We start from the raw sequence: 18,133 nt of genomic DNA, 5'->3' as shown, positions 1-18,133 counted from the left end.
CCGCGGGGTCAGGTGGCCCCGTCGGTGTCCGCTGCCCGGATCGGGCCCGGCCGGGCCGTCAGTACCGGACCTTGACGGTGGCGCCGGTGAAGTCCGCCGTCGCGTGCAGGCTGATGTAGACGTATCCGGCCGGCGGGTCGGTGACGGTGATGGTCTCGGCGTTGCCGGCGCCGGTCGAGCGCTTGGTGTACGACGAGGCGGTGGCCCAGGTGGCGCCGTTGTAGTAGAGGTCGGCGTTGCCCGTGCCGCCCGAGGAGGTGACGGTCAGGGTGCGGACGCCCGCGGGGAGGGACAGGTAGAGGTAGGCGTAGTTGCCTTCGGTCTCCACCAGGCCGCTGCGCCTGCAGTCGCGGTCCAGCCGCCTGGTGTCGGCGGAGGTGCACTCGGGGACGGCCGAGACGGTGACCTGCTTGGTGCTGGTGGCGGTCGCGCCGTCGTCGTCGGTGACGGTCAGCTTCACGGTGTAGGTCCCGGCGGAGCCGTAGGCGTGCGATGGGGCGGCGGCGGTGGAGGTGGCGCCGTCGCCGAACTCCCACCGGCGCGCGGAGATCGTGCCGTCGGGGTCGGTGGAGGTGTCGGTGAAGGCGGCGGTGAGCTCGTCGGCGGTGAACGTGAAACCCGCCGACGGCGCCCGGTTGGAGCCGCCACCGCCGCCCGCGCACCCGCCCGCGGCGCACTCGGCCAGCCACGTCCGCCAGTCGGTGTCGTAGCGGCTGCCGAGTGTGCCGGTCAGGAAGGACCGGGCGGAGTCCCACGCGCCGGTCCTGTAGTGGCCCAGCACGGTGGCGACGTCGCCGGGGTGCTTCTCGATCATGTACCGGACCGCGAGGTAGCCCCAGCGGTAGACGCGGGTGGTGTCGTGGGAGTAGGTGGTGTCCCACAGCGTGCTGAGCCGGTAGGTCTGCCGGGCCGCCTCGGTGATCGCGCCGTCGTAGACGACCTTGCGGTAACCGTAGGAGACGTACTCGGCGAAGCCCTCGATCCACCAGACGGTCGGCGTGGAGATGCCGGCGGTGAAGTCGCCGTGCATGTTGAAGCGGCCGTCGAGGTAGTGCGTGTACTCGTGGTTGAGGTTCCAGATCATGAAGTCCGGCCGTTTCCACTCGGCCTCGTAGGCGATGAACCTCGGCTGGTTGCCCGAGGCGGCCGGGTCGCCCTCCAGGTACATGCCGCCGTTGTCGGTGTCGATCCCGAACATCACCCCGGCGTAGGTCTGGTAGTCGGCGCTGGAGTCGAAGACGCAGACCTCCAGGGTGGTGTTGCGGTCGCCGGCGACCGGGCGACCGCCGCTCCTGGCGAGGTCGTGGAAGTAGGCGTCCTGCCCGGCCAGACCGGCGCAGGTCTCGGCGAGCTGTCCCGAGGTCATCTGCTGGGCGCGGATCCTGATGCCGGCGCCGCAGGTGCGGGTGACCGGCAGAGCCGCGGCGGCCAGCCTCCGCTGCAGGTCGCAGGTGCCGTAGAAGGAGCAGTTGGCCTTGTCGTACTGGTCGGCCATCTCCGCCGCCCCGACCCAGAGCCGGGCGGTCGGCCCGGTCATGCTGCTGCGCGAGAGCAGGCTCCTGACCAGCGGCCGGACCGTGGACCGCAGCGGCTGGTGCTGGAGGAAGCGGCTGAGTTCACGGCCGGCGTTGGAGGCGAGGTAGCCGCGCTCGGTGCCGAGCAGGCCGATGTGCTTCAGGGCGAAGGAGCTGAGCGTGTTCAGGATGCTCGGGTCCGACTGGACGGCGGTGACGAACGCGGGCACCTGGTGTCCGCGGAAGAGCACGGTGTAGGCGTTGTTGACCGCGTTGACCATCCACCAGTGCGCGTCGTAGGAGCTGTCGTAGCCGTCGAGCAGCCGCTTGACGACGTGGAGGTAGCGGTCGTTCTGCTCGGAGCTGTCGATCAGGGTGACCGCCTCGGCGAGGACCTCGCCGTTGGCGTCGCTGACCGTCATGGAGCGGCGGTTGCCGAAGAAGGCGTCGAGTCCGGCCTCGACGGCGGCCTCCAGCGCCTTGCCGTAGGGGCCCACGGTGGACGCGTTGGACCACTGGACGTAGTAGCCGGCCCGCAGGTACAGCACGAGCTGGGCGGTGCCGGTGCTGTTGTCCCCCGGGTAGGAGGCGGCGTTGTCCCGCAGAGCGTAGGCGACCGTGGTCATCTGCATCTCGCGGAAGGCCCGGCGGGCGTCGTCGCCGGACAGGTTGAACAGGGTGTTGACGCAGTCGGTGGCCGAGGACCTGATCTGCCGGACCAGGGCGCTCCCCGAGCGGCTCGTGAAGTCGGCCGGGTCGCAGGCCGCCGCCGCGGCGCTCCTGTTCTTCGGCGACGACGGCCTCGGGCGCGGCGCGGTCTCCACGGGCTCGTCGTAGTCGCGGCGGAGCGCGTCCGTCGAGGCGGGCAGAGGCGGGCGGTCCCGTACGGCCAGCCGGGACCTGCGGACGTGCTGCGGGTCGTCGTCGGCGGAGCTCGCCTTGACCGGCGCAGGCTCACCGGTCGGGCCCGTCCTCGCCGGCGGCACGGCGGTCACGTTCGCGGGCGACGCGCTGGCCGCGACCGCGGGCACGGCCGGCGCCGGATGCAGGAGCAGGCCGGCGGCGGTCAGGGCGGCGAGCAGCCGCAATCGGGTGGGCCTGGTTGCCAATTTTACCTCCGGGGGTGTCCATCGACGGATGGAGGCGGGAGAGGGGCCGGGGACCGGTCGAAGGGGATGCGCGCAGTCCGCAGCTTGCTGGCCGGAGGCGGTTCGCCGTCATAGGGCGCCGCATAATTCTTTGCTATGACCCCGCTGCGGAGGAGCCGGCGTCCGCGCCGCCTGCGCAACGGGACGGGGACGGACCATCCGGGGACGGGCCGCCGGATCCGGGGCCGCACCGGCCTCTCCGGCTCGGGGCGCCGGATTCCCCGGAAAGGAGCGGGCGCGGCCCCTGCGGATCAGGAAAGGAAGTCCTCCACATATCCGGCCACCAGCCGTGATATGTCACATAATTCTCACCATGGAGCTCGATCTCAGGCATCTCCGCATGATCTGCGCGATAGCGGAGGCGGGCAGCGTCACCCGGGCGGCCGCCATGCTGGGCCTCTCCCAACCGGCCATGACCTCCCAGCTACGCCGCGTCGAGGCCGTCGTGGGCGGGGAACTGTTCGCCCGGAGCCGCTCCGGGGCGGAGCCGACCGTCCTCGGACGCCAGGTCATCGCCCGCGCGCGCATCGTCCTCACCGAGGCGGAGACGCTCTTCGGCGACCTGCGCGGGTTCTCCGGCCCCGCGGGGGACATCCGGCTGGGCTGCGCGCATCTGGCCTGCGTGGCGAGCGTCGTGGAACGGGTGAGCGCGTCCCTGCCCGGCCGCGGGGTCTCCCTGCGCATCGAGCCGTCCGCCGTGCTGCTGGCCGAGGCGCTCGCTCGCGGTCACCTCGACGCCGTGCTGCTGGCCGTCGTCGAGGGGTTCGGCGTCACCCTGTCGGGACCGGTCACCAGCCGGACGCTGATCCCCAGGTATCCGATCTTCGTCGCGCTGTCGGCGGAGCACCCGCTCTCCGGGCAGGACGAGATCCGGCTGGCCGACTTGAGGGACGAGGCGTGGATCAGCCCGCCGGGCGCCGAGGACGGCTCGCTCGCCGCGCTGCGGGCCGCATGCCGGGCGGCCGGCTTCGAGCCCGACGTGCGCTACGACGCCCCCAGCGGTGCGGGCCACCCCCTGATCGCGGCCGGCCACGGAGTACGCCTGGTCGACCCCACCTGGCCCGCGGCGGCCGGCACGGTCGTCCGCCCGCTGGCCGGAGAGCCCCAGGCCGCCCGGCTGGTCATGGCCTGGCGCAGGGACCGGCTGAGCCCCGAGGACGTCGCGGCGGTCTACCGCGGCCTCGCGGACGCATACTCCGACCACGTGGACGACAACCCGGCCTTCAGCCGCTGGTGGAACGCCCACCCCGAGGTCCACCCCCTCCTGTGACGCACCCGCTGCCGGAGCACGCCGGGTGCCGTCGACGGACGTGGGGGGTCGTGGACCCCGTCCGGACGAGGCCGCCGGGACGTGTCTCGAAGAAAATCGTGGAAGGCATGTCCATCGGGACACCTCCCGTTCGTAGTAACGGCATACGGCGATCCCGCCGCACGAGAACACCACAGGACACAGGAGCCCAACCGTGAAGTACATGTTGCTGATCTACAGCGCCGGGACCGACGCCGCCGACACGGCCGCGGCGGCCGACGCCCCCTCCTTCGAGGACTGGATGATCTACGACAAGGCCGTGAAGGACGCGGGGATCTGGGTCTCCGGGGACGCGCTGGCGGACCTGACCACCGCCACGACGGTCCGGGTCGGCCCGGCGGGTGAGCGGACCGTCACGGACGGGCCGTTCGCCGAGACACGCGAGATCCTCGGCGGCTACTACGTCATCGACGTGCCGGACCTCGACGTCGCGCTCGACTGGGCCGCCCGCTGCCCCGGCTCGCGCGGCGGCGGGTCTGTCACGGTGCGGCCGGTCGCCGAGTTCGAGGCCTGACCGAGATGGAGGAGCGGGCAGCCGAGACCGTGACCCCCGCGGAGTCGACCGTGGAGGCGATGTTCCGCGAGGAGCGCGGACGGCTGCTCGCCTCCCTCGTCCGCCGCTTCGGCGATCTCGACCTGGCCGAGGAGGTCGCCTCCGAGGCGATCGAGGCGGCGCTGGTGCACTGGCCGGCCGAGGGCGTTCCGCCCAAGCCCGGGGCCTGGCTGATGACGACGGCACGGCGCAAGGCCGTCGACCGGCTGCGGCGGGACCGGGTCTACGCCGCCCGGCTCGCCGTCCTGCAGGTGGAGGCGGACCGGACCGGTCCCGTCCCGCCTGCGGGTGCGGACGGCGACCTGCCCGACGAGCGGCTGCAGCTGTTCTTCACCTGCGCCCATCCGGCGCTGCCCGCCGAGGACCGCGGGGCGCTGACCCTGCGCTGCCTCGCCGGACTGACGACACCCGAGGTCGCACGGGCCTTCCTCGTGCCGGTCGAGACGATGGCCAAGCGGATCGTGCGGGCGAAGAAGAAGATCCGCGAGGCCCGCATCCCGTTCCGCGTACCCGGCGCGGACGAACTGCCGGAGCGGCTGCCGGGGGTGCTCCAGGTCATCTATTCGATCTTCACCGAGGGCTACGCGGCCAGCTCGGGCCCGGATCTGCAGCGGCTCGACCTCGCCGAGGAGGCCATCAGGCTGGCGCGGATCCTGCGCCGGCTGCTGCCCGCCGAGCGGGAGGTCGCGGGCCTGCTGGGGCTGATGCTCCTGATCCACGCGCGGCGCGCCGCGCGGACCGGCCCGGACGGCGGGCTCGTGCTGCTCGACGACCAGGACCGCGGCCGCTGGGACCGTACGATGATCCGGGAGGGCAGCGACCTGGTGCTCGTCGCGCTGACCGGCGGCCCGCCCGGCCCGTACGGGGTGCAGGCCGCGATCGCCGCCCTGCACGACGAGGCTCCGGACGTCGCGACCACCGACTGGCCGCAGATCGTGGCGCTCTACGACGTGCTGCTCACTCTCGCGCCGTCCCCGATCGTCGCGCTGAACCGGGCCGCGGCGGTTGCGATGCGCGACGGCCCGGAAGCGGGCCTGGCGCTGCTCGACGGGCTGTCCGGCGAACCGCGGCTGCGCGGCTACCATCCGTACCCGGCGGCCCGGGCGGACCTGTTGAGCCGGCTCGGCCGGTTCTCCGAGGCCGCGGCCGCCTACCGGCAAGCACTCGGCCTGGCCGGCACCGGGCCCGAGCGCGCATACCTGCGACGCAGGCTCGACGTGGTCGAGGCGGCCGCCGTCAGCCCGGAAAACGGATGAAGGACGGGGGAACGCCGTCCGCCAGCCAGACGCCGTTGGCGCTGAGGCGGAACTCGTGCCCGGCCGCGCGCATCGCCCCCGCGTCGACGGCCAGCACGACCGGCTTTCCCCGGCGCGCTCCGACGCGGGTGGCGGTCTCCGGGTCGGGTGAGAGGTGGACGTGATGGCGGTTCATCGGCCGCAGCCCTTCGGCGCGGATCGCGGCCAGGTTCCCGGCCACCGTGCCGTGGTAGAGGAGAGCGGGCGGCTCGGCCACCGGGAGATCGAGGTCCACCTCCACCGAGTGCCCCTGACTGGCCCTGATCCTGCCGTCCTCGATCGCGTAGCGCCGCTTGTCGTTGCCCGCCACGACCTGTTCCAGCTCCGCCCGCGAGATCGGGAACCCGTGCGCCGCCGCCGCGGCCAGCAGCCTGTCGACCCCCACCCAACCGCGCTCGTCCAGCTCGATCCCGATCTGCTCGGGCTGATGCCGCAGATGTTTGGCCAGATACTTGGAGATCCTCACCAGCCGCCGCTCGTCCAACGCGCCCTCACGTGCGCCGTCGCGCCTGCGCGCCGCCTTCGCCGCGCCGCGCGAGCCCTTTCCTCTCACCTCTCGCCGTCCTCTCCGTCGACAAGCACATGAGTCCAGCCTCCCCGCCGGGCGAACGGCGCGTCCACGGGTTTTCCGGCGCCCGGCCGCTGCCGGCTACGCCCCCGGCGGAATCCGGACGGTCTCCACCCAGCCGGGAGGGGCGGGCGGATCCTCGCCGATCAGAGCGGCGATCAACCGGCACGACGGGTTCTCCCCGGGCCAGGGGGTGTACCCGTCGGTGAGGACGATCACCACGTCCGGCCGGTCGCGCGCGGCGAGCGCCGCCCGGATGCCGACGCGCATGTCGGTGCCGCCGCCTCCGGCGAGGGCGATCTGCTCGGCGGAGGTCACCCGGGACACCGCGTGCACGTCGGCGTCGCAGGCCAGCACGGTGACCCGGTTGCCCCGCAGGCCGACCTCCCGCAGCACCCCGCCGATCTCGCCCAGCGCCGCCGCGAGCTCGGCCTCGCCCATCGATCCGGAGGTGTCGACGACGACGGCCACCCGCGGCAGGGGGCGGCGCAGGCTCGGCAGCACGGCTCCCCGCAGCGCCGGGGTGCGGCGGGACGGGCGGCGGTAGGTGTAGTCGACCGCGCCTCCGGCCCAGGCGACCGCCTCCCGGACCGCGCCGGCCAGCACCCGCCGCCAGTCCACGACGGGTTCGAGCGTCCGCTCCGCCCAGCGCCGCCAGCCCGCCGGGAGGCTGCCCCGGGCGCGCTGGTGGGCACGCATCGCCTCGGCGGTGTGCCGGCGCAGGGCCTCCGCCTCGACCGGGCCGAGGCCCGCCGTGCCGGAGGCGTCGCCCAGCTCCCAGGGGGCCGGCCGGCCGTGGGCGCCCGAGCCGCAGTCGGGTGCGCGGACGTGCGCCGGCAGGCGCGGCAGGTACTCCTCGAACAGCAGCCCTTCCGGCAGGCCGAAGAGGCGGGGCTCCATCCGGCCCTCGGGCAGGGTCAGGCGGTCGGCGAGGAGGTCGTCGTTGATCTCGCAGTCCTGGGCGACGTTGATCCGGAACCGGTCGCGCTGGTCGGCGGCGGCGAGCCGGTCGGCGCGGCCGTGGTGGTCGCGGAGCAGGTGCGCCACCTCGTGGATCCAGACTCCCGCGAGCTCGGGCACCGACGTGGCCTCGACGAAGGCGGGCGAGACGTAGCATCGCCAGTGCCGGTCGACGCCCATCGTCGGCACGCCCGCGCTCGGCACGACCGACAGCGCGTACAGCGCCGAGGCGAGGTAGGGCCGCTCGCCTGCGGCCCGGTACCGGGCGGCGAGCAGTTTGACCCGGTCGAGGGCCGCACCGCGCTCCTCGCCGGACGTCCCGCCCCGCCCCCCGGCGGACGCCCCGCGCCGGCCGCCGCCGGGTACGCCGTCCTCTTCCCCGCCCGGTCCCGCCATGGATCAGCCGCCTCCGGGCAGCGCGCCGGAGAGCTGGAGCAGGTCCAGGAAACCGTCGATGCCGCTCGGCACCGGCCAGCCGGTGTCGCGCAGCGCCGCCAGATCGACGGCGGCCTGCGCCGCCACGTCGGGCACGCCCGCCTCGACGGCCTTGGCCAGCACCGCCCAACCGGCCTCCCAGCGGGAGCGGGTGAGCTCGCCCTGGACCGCGGCGACCACGGCGGTGAGAAACGCCAGTTGCCGATCGCCCCGCTCGGGCAGGGCGAAGGCGTCCGGGTCGGCCAGCACCCTGTCGGGGTCGGGCAGGTCGAGCTGGTCGAGATAGGAGAGCAGCTCGATGCCGGCGCCGTCGCCGATCGCGCCGACCACGGCCATGGCCACCGCCTCCGAGCCCGCCCGTGCCGCGTACCCGGTCGCGAGCAGCCGCAGCGCCATCTCCCAGGTCCGCGGGGACGGCCAGGCCCCTCCCCTGGCCTCGGCATCGGCGGGCATGTGGTGGACCAGCCCCGGCCGGGCGGTGAGGAAGCCGGAGATCGCGCCGCGGGCGCGGGCGAGCGCGCCGGGGACCCTGGCGGGGTCGACGACCGGGACGGGCACCTCCGGCCAGGTGCCGGCCATGCCCCGGGCCACCGTCCGGGGGTCGTGCGTCCAGCGCAGATGGACGAAGCGGTTGGCCAACGGCGGGCTCAGGTGCCAGCCGTCGGCGGCGCTGGACGGCGGGTTGGCCGCGGCGACGATCCGCACCGCCTCCGGCAGGGCCAGGCTGCCCACCCGCCGTTCGAGGACCACGCGCAGCAGTGCCGCCTGCACGGCGGGCGGCGCGGAGGACAGCTCGTCGAAGAAGATCAGGCCCCGGCCCGTCGTGGCGAGCCGGACCGCCCAGTCGGGCGGGGCCATCGGCACACCCGTCACGGCGGGGTCCTCACCGACGATCGGCAGCCCGGCGAAGTCGGACGGCTCGTGCACGCTGGCGATGACCGTCTCCAGGGGGACGCCCAGTCCGGCGGCGAGCCGCTCCATGCCCGCGGACTTGCCGATGCCCGGCTCGCCCCACAGCAGGACGGGCTGGTTGGCCGAGACCGCCAGCGCCAGCGCCTCCAGCCGCGGGTTCACCGCCGGCTCGGTCCGCACGGCGCGGGCCCGGCGGTTGAGGTCGTCGGCGGCGGCCAGTGGATCCGTCGCGGCGGCGTTCACTTTTTCTCGTTCGCCTTCCCTGCTCATGCGTCGCCGGACGGCTCATCCGGCCACAGGCCGGCGCCGATGCCCTGTTTCCTGAGAAACTCCAGGTCGCGGCGCTTGTACCGGTGGATCAGGTTGCCCAGCGAGAGGCCCTCCTGGTCGACTGCGTCGATCCGCGCCCCCGCGGCGAGCAGCGCCCGCACGAGGTCCGCGGAGCCGCGCTCGGCGACGGCCGTGTGCAGCGGGGTGCGCTCCCGCTGGTCCTCCGCCTCGAGGCCGAGGCCCGCCGCCAGGAGCCGGGGCAGCAGCGGCTCGTGGTCGAGCAGGTTCAGCACGTGCAGGAGCGTCCGCCCCATGCCGTCGCGCACGTGGGGATCGAAGCCCCCGTCCAGCAGCCGCAGCACCCCCGGGGTGTCGCCGTGCTGCGCCCGCTCGAACAACTCCCGCCGCTGGGCGCGCAGCACTCTGGGCAGCCGCCCGCTTCCCGAGGTCCACGCCTGCTGTACGGCGAAGCACCCGGCGACGGCCCCGCCGAAGGCCCGCATCGCGCGTTCGCGCTGCTGCTCCACCGCGCTGTGCGGCATCTGGAGGCCGCCGTCGCGGGCGGCCACCTCGTGCCACTCCCCCCGGCACCGGACCCGGACGGGAGCGGGGGCGGGAGGATCCGGCGGCCCGTACGGGCCGCCGGTGTCCGGGCGGCCGGGGAACAGGGAGGCGCGCACCAGCGGGTGCAGGTGGTCCGGGGAGATCCTGGCGTCGCGCAGCAGATCGAGATCGGGCAGGCGGCGCCAGCAGGCCTCGGGCAGGACCGTGGCGGCTTCCTTCTGCCGCTCGGTCAGCCGGCACCTCAGGCGTCCCCGATCCGGTCCGGGTTCGACCATCACGACCTCGTTCCACCCGTACAGGATGTGAAAGCGGTCCCCCTCGCCCTCGTCGGCCAGCCTCCGCATCTCCGGCCCGAGCCGGGTCAGCACCAGGGGGATCCACTTCATGACGTCCAGCGGTCGTCCCTCGTGCCAGCGGGTGCGCTCCTCCTCCGGCATGTCCAGGTCGATGCCCACGGCGGCGAAGGCCGCCGCGGTCATGCCCTCCTCGTGCAGCGAGGTGACCCACTCCGTACGCGCGGCGGGGTCCTCGTGTCCCGGGTCCGCCGCGGGCAGATCGGCCGCCGTGCGCGGGGTGCCGTCGGCGTCGAAGAACGGCGCTCTGTCGTTCCCGCCCCCGCAACGCAGCCGCAGTTCGGCGGTGTGCCGTACGTCCCACAGGTGCCGCGCCGCCGCCCAGTCCCGAGAGAGCTCGGACCACGACCAGCCGGGCGCCCGGCCGTCATGGACCCGGCCGAGGCGCAGCGTGAGCCGCTGCGGCCCGCCGGTCATCAGAGGCGTGGCCACGTGGAGGCGGGGGACCTCCGGCCGCCCCGGTGGGCCGTAGCCGGCCAGGACCACCTTCTCCCCGGTGGCGAGCGTGGTGTGGCCGTGCAGTATCCGGGGCAGGTGCCAGCGGAGCAGGTCCGGCGCGAGATGGCGCAGATCGTCTTCGAGCTCCGCCGCGACCGCAGCGCCGTACTCCCGGGCGACCCCGGCCAGGTCGAACGCGACGTCGACACCGGCGACGGCGCACGCGCCCCGCCAGTCTCCGGCCAGGCGCCGTTCGGCCGCCTGCTCGATCATCCATCGGGGCACCGCGTAGCGGCGGACCCGCTGCCAGCTCGCCGCCTCGTCGGGCGGGAAGATCAGAGGGGACGGGCGCACACTCACCGGTAGACGCTCCCGATCGCCCGCAGGTCGGCCGCGGTCCGTCCGGCCGGTCGCAGGCGCGGCGCGAGGGAGCGCTTCACTTTCCGGGGCACGCCGGGCCCCATCCCGACGTACTCCAGGAGCGTGTCGCCGCGGACACCCGCCAGCAGCGCCTTCGCGCCCCGCCCGGTGAGGCCGGTGTGGCGCAGTTCCAGCCGGCGCAACGGGCTGCCCGGCAGCGCGGCGGCCAGCGCCTCCGCCCCGGCGTCCCCGGTGGCGTTGGAGGGGGCTCCCAGGGCCTGCTCCGACGGCGGCCTGCCCAGGTCGAGCGCCTCGATCCCGCCGAGCGCGGCAGCCAGCGCCCGCGCCCCGGCCAGGCCGATCCCGTTCCCTCCCAGGCCGAGCCGGACCGGCCGGGCCGGGTCGGCCGCCGCGGCGAGCATCGCCGCGCCCTCGTCGCCCAGATGGTTGGCCTGCAGGTAGAGCTCGCGGACGCCCGCGTCGCGGATCAGCGCGGCCAGCAGCGGGGCCGCATCCGCGCCGAGGCCGTTCCCGCCGAGGAAGAGGCGCTCGACCGGCCGCGGCCGGTCCGCCAGGGCCGCCAGCAGGACGCGCAGGCCCTCCGCGGTGAGGCCGGTGTTGACCAGGTCGAGGGTGCGCAGCGTGGTGTTGCGGCGCAGCATCGCGGCGAGTGCGCCGACCCCGGCGTCGCCCACGGGGTTGCGTTTGAGCCAGAGCGCCAGCACGGTGCCGTCGGCTGACAGCCGGTCGGCGAGGGCCCCGGCTCCGGAAGCCTCGATGCGGTTGCAGCCGAGGTACAGCGTGCGCAGGCCGTGGCCGGCCTCCAGCGCGGCGGCGACCGCCCGGGCGCCCGCGTCTCCGATGGCGTTGGTGCCCAGCAGCAGGTGGACCGCGTGCGGGGAGTCCACGACGGCGGGCAGCAGCCGGGCCGCGCCCGCCGTGCCGAGCCCCTGCTTGCACAGGTCGACCCGCCCGTCCGGCCGCAGGGTGCCCAGCGGGAACGCCTCGTCGGCCTCGACCGGGGCCGGTACGGCCAGCCGGGCGAGGAGCGGATCGAGGCCCGCCGGGTCGGCGGGCGGCACGTCGGGGTGCTCGATCGCGGGGCAGCGCACGGGCGTCGGCTCGGTCATCACCACTCCACCGGTCGGTAGTCCTTCAGGAACAGGCCGGACATCCGCTCCCCGCCGACGCCGCGCACGATCGGGTCGTACACCCGGGCGGCCCCGTCGATGACGTCCAGCGGCGGGCGGAAGCCGGCCTCCCGCTGCGCCGTCTTGGCCGGATGCGGCCGCTCGTCGGTCACCCAGCCGGTGTCCACGCTGTTCATGTGGATGCCGGAGGCCGCGTAGTCGGCGGCGGCCGTACGGGTCAGCATGTTCAGCGACGCCTTGGCCATGTTCGTGTGCGGGTGCCGGACGGTCTTGTTCTCCCGGGAGAAGCTGCCCTCCATCGCCGAGACCTGCACGACGTACCGGTCGGGGAAGGGGGAGGCCTCCAGCAGCCCGCGCAGCCGCGAGGTGAGCAGGAAGGGGGCGAAGGCGTTGATCGTCTGCACCTCCAGCCACTCCACCGGGTCCACCTCGTGCAGGCGCAGGCTCCAGCTGTTGTGCTCGCGCAGGTCCAGCGGCTGGCCGGTCTCGTCCGTACGGCCGGCGGGGAAGAGCGCCTCCAGGTCGGGCTCCCGCACCGCCGTGCCGCCCCCGGCGGGCGCGCGGCCGTCCGTCGCGGCCGGGCGGGAGGAAGCGCCGGGGCTCCCCGGCGAGAGGGCGGGCACCACGGAGGGGAGGACGGGAGCGGCCTCTCCCCCGGCGTCCGCCACGTCGACCCCCGCGGCCTCGCCCGTCAGCGGATCGTTCTCGGCCGCGCGGACCTCACGGTGGTAGGCGGGCGGGCGGCGGATCGTCTGGGCGGCGTTGTTGACGAGGATGTCGAGGTGCGGGAACCGCCGGTGGACCGAGTCCAGCAGACCCGCCACCGCGGGCAGGTCGAGCAGGTCGACGCCGTGCACGTGCAGGCGTTCCAGCCAGTCCCCGGAGTCCCGGACGGCCGCGAACCTGCGGGCGGCGTCGCGGGGGAAGCGGGTGGTGACCAGGACCTCGGCGCCGTCCCGCAGCAGCTTCAGCGCCACGTGAAAGCCGATTTTCACCCGGCCCCCGGTGACGATCGCCCGTCGTCCGCGCAGGTCGCAGCGGGCGTGCCGGCGGACGAGGTTCTCCTCCGAGCAGTCGGAGCAGAGCAGGTGGTAGTCGGGATGGACCTGCCGGTAGAAGGTCTTGCAGACATAGCACCGGCGCGGGCGGGCCAGCAGGCGCGGGACCGTCACGGGAGAAACGGTGGGAGACACGGTGGGAGGCGTCGCGGGAGACACCGTGGGAGAGGTCGCGGTCTCCCCACGGGACGAAGCGGTGACCGCTCGCGGAGCCGGACCGCCGGCCGCCGGCTCTGAGCCGGGGTCCTGCTCCCGGTAGCGCTCGGAGGCGGCGACGGCCTCCTGGTCACGGCGCCTCAGGCCGGCTCGCCGTGCCGCCTTCCGGGCCTTCTTGTTCGCCCGGTGGATCTGCCCGGCGGCCTGGCGCACGGCCTCCCAGCGCGGGTCGTCGGGGTCCGCCTCGCTCGCCCGCGCCAGCACCCGCAGGCAGGTCTCGATGTCCTGCTGCGTCAGCACGGGACCGTCCGGCTGGGCGTCACCCCGTCGCGCGGGCTGATCGACACCATCACCTCTCCTCGTGAAAGACGGCGAGGCCGGCCGGATTCGAACCGGCGTCCTCCTGCTCGCAGCTAGGGCGCGACGACCTCTGCGCTACGGCCTCGCCGCCCGACAGCGTAGCGAACGATCGCGACATTTCATCCATCGCGCGAAGCCACACGGCTGCGGGCGGTCCGCCTGGCGGGGACCTGAGGGGCAGAGGCGGCGAGACCGGCCGGATTCGAACCGGCGTCCTCCCGCTCCGAAGGCGGGCGCGACGACCTCTGCGCTACGGCCCCGCCGCCCGACAGCGTAACCGGGAGGACGCGCCCCGGCGGCGCCGGGCCGCCGGGCTCCGGCTCAGGCCGGGGAGGCCCACCTGAGGACCGCGCGGGCCAGATTCTCCGCGGCGCCGGGGGCGTAGCGCAGGAACAGGTACGGCTCGGCGAGCTCGGCCTCGATGAGGGCGGGACTGCCGTCGGGGAGCCTGACCAGGTCCACGCGGGCGTAGAGCACGCCGGGGAACTCGGCCAGGACCCGCTCGGCGAGGGCGACCTGGTCGGCGGCGGGGGTGCGGACCTCGGCCCGGGCGTTGTCGGCGTCGGGTGCGGTGGTGCCTCCGGCGAGCATCGGGTTGCGGCGTACGGCGTGGCTGAACCGGCCGCCGAAGTAGAGCAGCGAGGTCTCCCCCTCGGTCTCGACCATGTCCAGGTAGGGCTGGATCATCACGGTGCGGCCCTCGGCCGCCAGCCGGGCCGCGTGGGCCGTCGCCTTCTCCCGGTCGGCGGTCCTGATCGTGTCCCGGGCGCCCGCCGAGATCGCGGGCTTGACCACGTACTCGGCGAGGACCGGGAGGTCGGCGGTCTCGCCCGGCGCGACCCAGGAGGTGGGGATGGTCGGGACCGCCAGGTCCCGCAGGTAGGTCTTGTCGGTGTTGCGCGCCAGCACGGCGGCGGGGTTGGCCAGCCGGGTCACGGCCTCGACCCGGTGCGCCCAGGCGAGGAACTCCTCGCGCCGGGCCACGTAGTCCCAGGCCGAGCGGACCACGACGACGTCGAAGGCGGCCCAGTCGACTGCGGGGTCGTCCCAGCGCACGATCCGCCCGGAGATCCCGGCATCGGCCCATGCGGCGAGCGCGATCTCCTTCTCGTCGTCGAATCCGTCCAGGTCCTCGTAGGTCACGTACGCCGCGGAGATGCTCACGAGAATGCCCCAATGTCAGTATCTAAACAACATTAAGGACATTACACATCGACGGCGGGGCCCGCCTCGGCGGATTTCCACGATCTGAGACGGCCCGTCCGCCGGGCGCCGGGCTCACCCGCCGTAGACCGGCTCCGGAGCGGGCGCGTCGGCGAGCAGCTTGGCGACCGCCTCGCCGACCTCGGCCGGTTCCCAGCGGGTGTCGCGCTCGGCGCGCGGGCCGTGCCGCCAGCCGCCGGCGAGCGAGATGACCCCGCCCTCCACCTCGAACACCCGACCTGTGACGTGTGCGGCCTCCGCCGACCCCAGCCAGGCCACCAGCGGCGCCACATTGGCCGGGTCCATGGCGTCGAAGCCGCCCTCCGGCCGGGCCATCGCCTGCGCGAAGACCTCCTCGGTCATCCGGGTGCGGGCGGCCGGGGCGATGGCGTTGACGGTCACGCCGTACCGGCCCAGCTCGGCGGCGGCCACCAGGGTGAGAGCCGCGATGCCCGCCTTGGCGGCGGCGTAGTTGCCCTGGCCGACGCTGCCGAGCAGACCGGCTCCCGAAGAGGTGTTGATCACCCGGGCGTCCACCCGCTCTCCGGCCTTCGACCGCTCCCGCCAGTGCGCCGCGGCGTGCCGCAGCGGCAGGAAGTGCCCCTTGAGGTGGACGCGGATCACGTCGTCCCACTCGTGCTCGGTCATCGAGACCAGCATGCGGTCGCGGACGAACCCGGCGTTGTTCACCAGCACGTCCAGCCGCCCGAAGGCGCTCAGCGCCATCTTGACCAGCCGCGCGGCGCCGTCCCAGTCGGCGACGTCGTCGCTGTTGGCCACCGCCCGGCCGCCCATGGCCTGGATCTCCCCGACCACGTCCAGCGCGGGACCGCCGGAGCGCCCGCTCCCGTCCGGGCCGGTGCCGAGGTCGTTGACCACGACCTTCGCCCCCTGCCGGGCGAACTCCAGGGCGTGCTCCCGCCCGATTCCGCGCCCGGCCCCGGTCACGACCACCACGCGCCCGTCACAGATCCCGCCCATGCAAAGGTCCCTTCGCCGTGATCATCCAGAGTTTCCGGGAGTTCACCCGCCCTGTCCAGAGGCGATCTCCCGCCAGGCCGGGACCTCGCCGCCGCCGTGCAGGGCGATCTCGGCCCCGGTGACGTAGCCGGGAGCGGCCAGCCACAGGCAGGCGGCGGCCGCGTCCGCGGGAGACGCCATCCGCCCGGCCGGGATCGCCGCGCCCATCCGCCGGACGCCCTCCGGCCCGCCGTAGTGACCGGCCGCGGCCTCGGTCTCGGCGAGGCCGACGACCACCGTGTTGACCCGGACGCGCGGGGCCCACTCCGCGGCGAGGCAGGCCGCCAGGTGGTGCAGGCCCGCCTTGGCCGCGCCGTAGGCGGAGGTGCCGGGCGAGGGGCGGGTGCCGCTCGAACTCCCGATCATGATGACCGAGCCGGCGGCGCCCGCGGCCAGGAGCGGGTGGGCGCGCTGGGCGACCAGCAGCGGCGCGGTGAGATTGAGCTCGATGACGCGGGCGTGCAGCCGGGCGGGGGTTCCGGCCACCGGCGCGTACGGCGAGCCCCCCGCGTTGTTCACCACGACGTCGAGCCGGCCGTACCTCTCCTCGATCCCGCCGACCAGCCGGTCCACGTCCGCCGGATCCCGCACGTCGGCCGTCACGAGGCGGCCGGGGACGGCGGTCGCCGGCTCCTTGCGGGCGCACACGACCACCTCGGCACCGGCGCCCAGGAACGCCCCGGCGATCCCGGCGCCGATCCCCCTGGTCCCGCCGGTCACCAGAACCACGGAGCCGGTGTAGTCGTAGGAGACCCGCATCCCGTCCTCGCCCTCTCCGCCCGCCTTGCCGCACGCCACCATACCAAGCAAGCGTTAGGTAAAACAGGGGAAAGAGAGGAACGCCCTTTACCAAGTAATGTCAGTGCATTTCAGACATGCGACCCCCGGCACCGGACGACGGCTCAGACCGGGAGGTCCCCGGCGAGGAGTTCGGCGGCGGCCTGACCGCAGACGCGGGCGGAGCCGTGCGTGGCGATGTGGACGGCGCCGAGGTCGGAGCGGCCGGGCAGCCCCATCTCGACCACGGCGGAGTCCGGGCGGGCGGCCAGGATGTGGCCGAGCGCGTCCGCCTGCCAGGCGTGCCGGTGGGCGTCACGGACCACGAGGACCAGGGGGCGCCCGGCGGCGGAGGCCAGCACGGCCTCGACGGCACCCCCGGTGGCGGTCGAGGCGTCCAGACGGGTCACCGTGGTGCCGGGCAGGAGTTTGCCGAGCGGCTCGCCCACCCCCCAGGGGGTGCCCTTGTCGATGGCGAGGTTCATCTCCGGGGCGAGCTCGACCACGTGCGGCGGAGCGGGCAGCGGGAGGACCGCGGAGGCGGAGCGGCGGGTGACCTTGAGCGCGCGCCGGGCGGCGGCCAGGCCGGCCGGGACGTCGCCGGGGCGGCCGGGGACCGCCGGAGGGACCTGGCCCGGGGCGCTCCACGCGGCGAGCTCGGCGACCCTGCGGGCCGCGTCGGCCAGGCGCTCCTCCGGGAGCCGCCCCTCGACCACGGCGTCCACGATGGCGTCGCGGACCAGGATCGCGGTCCGCTCGTCGGCGTTCTCCCCGCCCACGCAGACGGCGTCGGCGCCCCCGGCGATGGCCCGGGCCGAGGCGCCGCCGATGCCGTAGGGCCCGGAGACGGCCGCCATCTCGATGCCGTCGGTGACGATGACGCCCTCGAAGCCCATCTCCACTCTGAGCAGGTCGTGCAGGATCCGGCTGCTGAGCGTGGCGGGCAGTTCCCCGTCGTGGGCGGAGACCAGCAGGTGGCCGGTCATGACCAGGCGCACGCCCGCCTCGATCGCCGCGCCGAAGGGGCGCAGCGCCACCTCGTGGAGCTCCTCGGCGGTGGCGGTCACCAGCGGGAGACCGTGGTGCGAGTCGACGGCGGTGTCGCCGTGGCCCGGGAAGTGCTTGGCGCAGGCGGCCACGCCCGCGGACTGCAGCCCTCTGACCCAGGCGACGGTGTGCCGGGCGACGAGCTCGGGGTCGGCGCCGAAGGAGCGCAGGCCGATGACCGGGTTGTCGGGGTTGGAGTTCACGTCCGCCGAGGGCGCGAAGTCGACGTTGACGCCCGCCCTGGCGAGGTCGTGGCCGAGGTCTCTGGCGATCCTCTCGGTGAGCTCGGCGTCGTCCACGACGCCGAGCGCGTAGTTCCCCGGCCGGGTGCTCCCGGTGGCGGCCTCCAGGCGGGTGACCTCTCCGGACTCCTCGTCGATGCCCACCAGGACGTGCGGGTTCTCCGCGCGCAGCGCCGCCGTGAGCTCGGCCATCTGGGAGGGGGAGGCGATGTTGCGGGAGAAGAGCACCACTCCGGGCAGCCCCTCCCCCAGCCGCCGCCGGAGCCAGTCGGGCGGTGTCCGTCCTTCGAAGCCGGGGAGAAGAACCGTGTCGGCCAGCCGGAGCAGCTCAGGGCCGCGCTTCATGCATCCTCCTCGCCTGGCGGACCGGCGGCATGGCCTGCCGGACGCGTGCGGACAACCCGTCGTCTCATGGGCCGCGAGAAAGCGCTCTCGTCCGG

The 18,133-nt window shown here is 74.5% G+C and carries 14 protein-coding genes and 2 tRNA genes; 3 read left to right on the top strand and 13 right to left on the bottom strand.

Annotated elements, in window-relative coordinates; genetic code table 11:
* Positions 1 to 58: 58 nt before the first annotated feature.
* Positions 59 to 2,623, bottom strand: a complete 2,565-nt coding sequence (locus HS041_RS13320) for a collagenase (protein ID WP_196441002.1) — start codon at positions 2,621 to 2,623, stop codon at positions 59 to 61.
* A 352-nt stretch (positions 2,624 to 2,975) separates the two neighbouring features.
* On the opposite strand from HS041_RS13320, the gene HS041_RS13315 reads away from it, so the two are divergent.
* The 3 genes from HS041_RS13315 (at position 2,976) to HS041_RS13305 (ending at position 5,780) form a co-directional block, all read left to right on the top strand.
* The gene (locus HS041_RS13315; protein WP_196441001.1) at positions 2,976 to 3,932 is read left to right on the top strand and encodes a LysR family transcriptional regulator; all 957 of its coding nucleotides are present in this window, start codon (positions 2,976 to 2,978) and stop codon (positions 3,930 to 3,932) included.
* Between the two features lie 202 nt (positions 3,933 to 4,134).
* A complete protein-coding gene (locus HS041_RS13310; RefSeq protein WP_230879190.1) occupies positions 4,135 to 4,485 on the top strand; it encodes a YciI family protein in 351 nt (116 codons plus the stop codon).
* A gap of 5 nt (positions 4,486 to 4,490) precedes the next feature.
* Positions 4,491 to 5,780 carry an RNA polymerase sigma factor gene (locus HS041_RS13305; RefSeq protein ID WP_196440999.1) on the top strand — a complete coding sequence of 430 codons (1,290 nt, stop codon included), beginning with the start codon at positions 4,491 to 4,493 and terminating at the stop codon, positions 5,778 to 5,780.
* Here HS041_RS13305 and HS041_RS13300 read toward each other — a convergent pair.
* The 12 genes from HS041_RS13300 to HS041_RS13245 all read right to left on the bottom strand — a co-directional run bounded on the left by HS041_RS13300 (position 5,761) and on the right by HS041_RS13245 (position 18,038).
* On the bottom strand, positions 5,761 to 6,372 hold the full coding sequence (locus tag HS041_RS13300) for an RNA 2'-phosphotransferase (protein ID WP_501224828.1): 612 nt from the start codon (positions 6,370 to 6,372) through the stop codon (positions 5,761 to 5,763). The two genes, HS041_RS13305 and HS041_RS13300, sit on opposite strands and share 20 nt — an antisense overlap.
* Positions 6,373 to 6,468: 96 nt before the next feature.
* Complete coding sequence (locus tag HS041_RS13295) at positions 6,469 to 7,743, bottom strand: vWA domain-containing protein (RefSeq protein WP_196440998.1); 1,275 nt, start codon at positions 7,741 to 7,743, stop codon at positions 6,469 to 6,471.
* A 3-nt stretch (positions 7,744 to 7,746) separates the two neighbouring features.
* Complete coding sequence (locus tag HS041_RS13290) at positions 7,747 to 8,964, bottom strand: AAA family ATPase (protein ID WP_196440997.1); 1,218 nt, start codon at positions 8,962 to 8,964, stop codon at positions 7,747 to 7,749.
* Entirely contained in the window at positions 8,961 to 10,679 is a 1,719-nt protein-coding gene (locus HS041_RS13285) for an ankyrin repeat domain-containing protein (RefSeq protein WP_196440996.1), read from the bottom strand. The genes HS041_RS13290 and HS041_RS13285 overlap by 4 nt, the downstream gene beginning before the upstream one ends.
* Positions 10,676 to 11,809 (bottom strand): leucine-rich repeat domain-containing protein, encoded by a 1,134-nt coding sequence (locus HS041_RS13280; RefSeq protein ID WP_196440995.1) that lies wholly within the window; start codon positions 11,807 to 11,809, stop codon positions 10,676 to 10,678. Before HS041_RS13280 ends, HS041_RS13285 begins: the two co-directional genes overlap by 4 nt.
* Positions 11,809 to 13,344, bottom strand: a complete 1,536-nt coding sequence (locus HS041_RS13275; RefSeq protein WP_196440994.1) for an SDR family NAD(P)-dependent oxidoreductase — start codon at positions 13,342 to 13,344, stop codon at positions 11,809 to 11,811. The genes HS041_RS13280 and HS041_RS13275 overlap by 1 nt, the downstream gene beginning before the upstream one ends.
* Before the next feature lie 72 nt (positions 13,345 to 13,416).
* Positions 13,417 to 13,489: transfer RNA gene (locus HS041_RS13270), tRNA-Arg, on the bottom strand.
* Positions 13,490 to 13,591: 102 nt separating this feature from the next.
* A tRNA-Arg gene (locus HS041_RS13265) sits at positions 13,592 to 13,664 on the bottom strand.
* A 61-nt stretch (positions 13,665 to 13,725) separates the two neighbouring features.
* Positions 13,726 to 14,568 carry an ATP-grasp domain-containing protein gene (locus tag HS041_RS13260; protein WP_196440993.1) on the bottom strand — a complete coding sequence of 281 codons (843 nt, stop codon included), beginning with the start codon at positions 14,566 to 14,568 and terminating at the stop codon, positions 13,726 to 13,728.
* Between the two features lie 114 nt (positions 14,569 to 14,682).
* Complete coding sequence (locus tag HS041_RS13255) at positions 14,683 to 15,588, bottom strand: SDR family oxidoreductase (RefSeq protein WP_196440992.1); 906 nt, start codon at positions 15,586 to 15,588, stop codon at positions 14,683 to 14,685.
* A 42-nt stretch (positions 15,589 to 15,630) separates the two neighbouring features.
* Positions 15,631 to 16,428: an SDR family oxidoreductase gene (locus HS041_RS13250; protein ID WP_374058862.1), complete on the bottom strand. Its 798-nt coding sequence runs from the start codon at positions 16,426 to 16,428 to the stop codon at positions 15,631 to 15,633.
* A gap of 101 nt (positions 16,429 to 16,529) precedes the next feature.
* Positions 16,530 to 18,038 (bottom strand): glycoside hydrolase family 3 protein, encoded by a 1,509-nt coding sequence (locus HS041_RS13245; RefSeq protein WP_196440991.1) that lies wholly within the window; start codon positions 18,036 to 18,038, stop codon positions 16,530 to 16,532.
* Positions 18,039 to 18,133: the final 95 nt, after the last annotated feature.

Source organism: Planomonospora sp. ID67723 (assembly GCF_015711605.1).
GTDB lineage: Bacteria > Actinomycetota > Actinomycetes > Streptosporangiales > Streptosporangiaceae > Planomonospora_A.
Note: the sequence above shows the minus strand (reverse complement) of the source record. Positions and strands in the feature narration are given on the sequence as shown.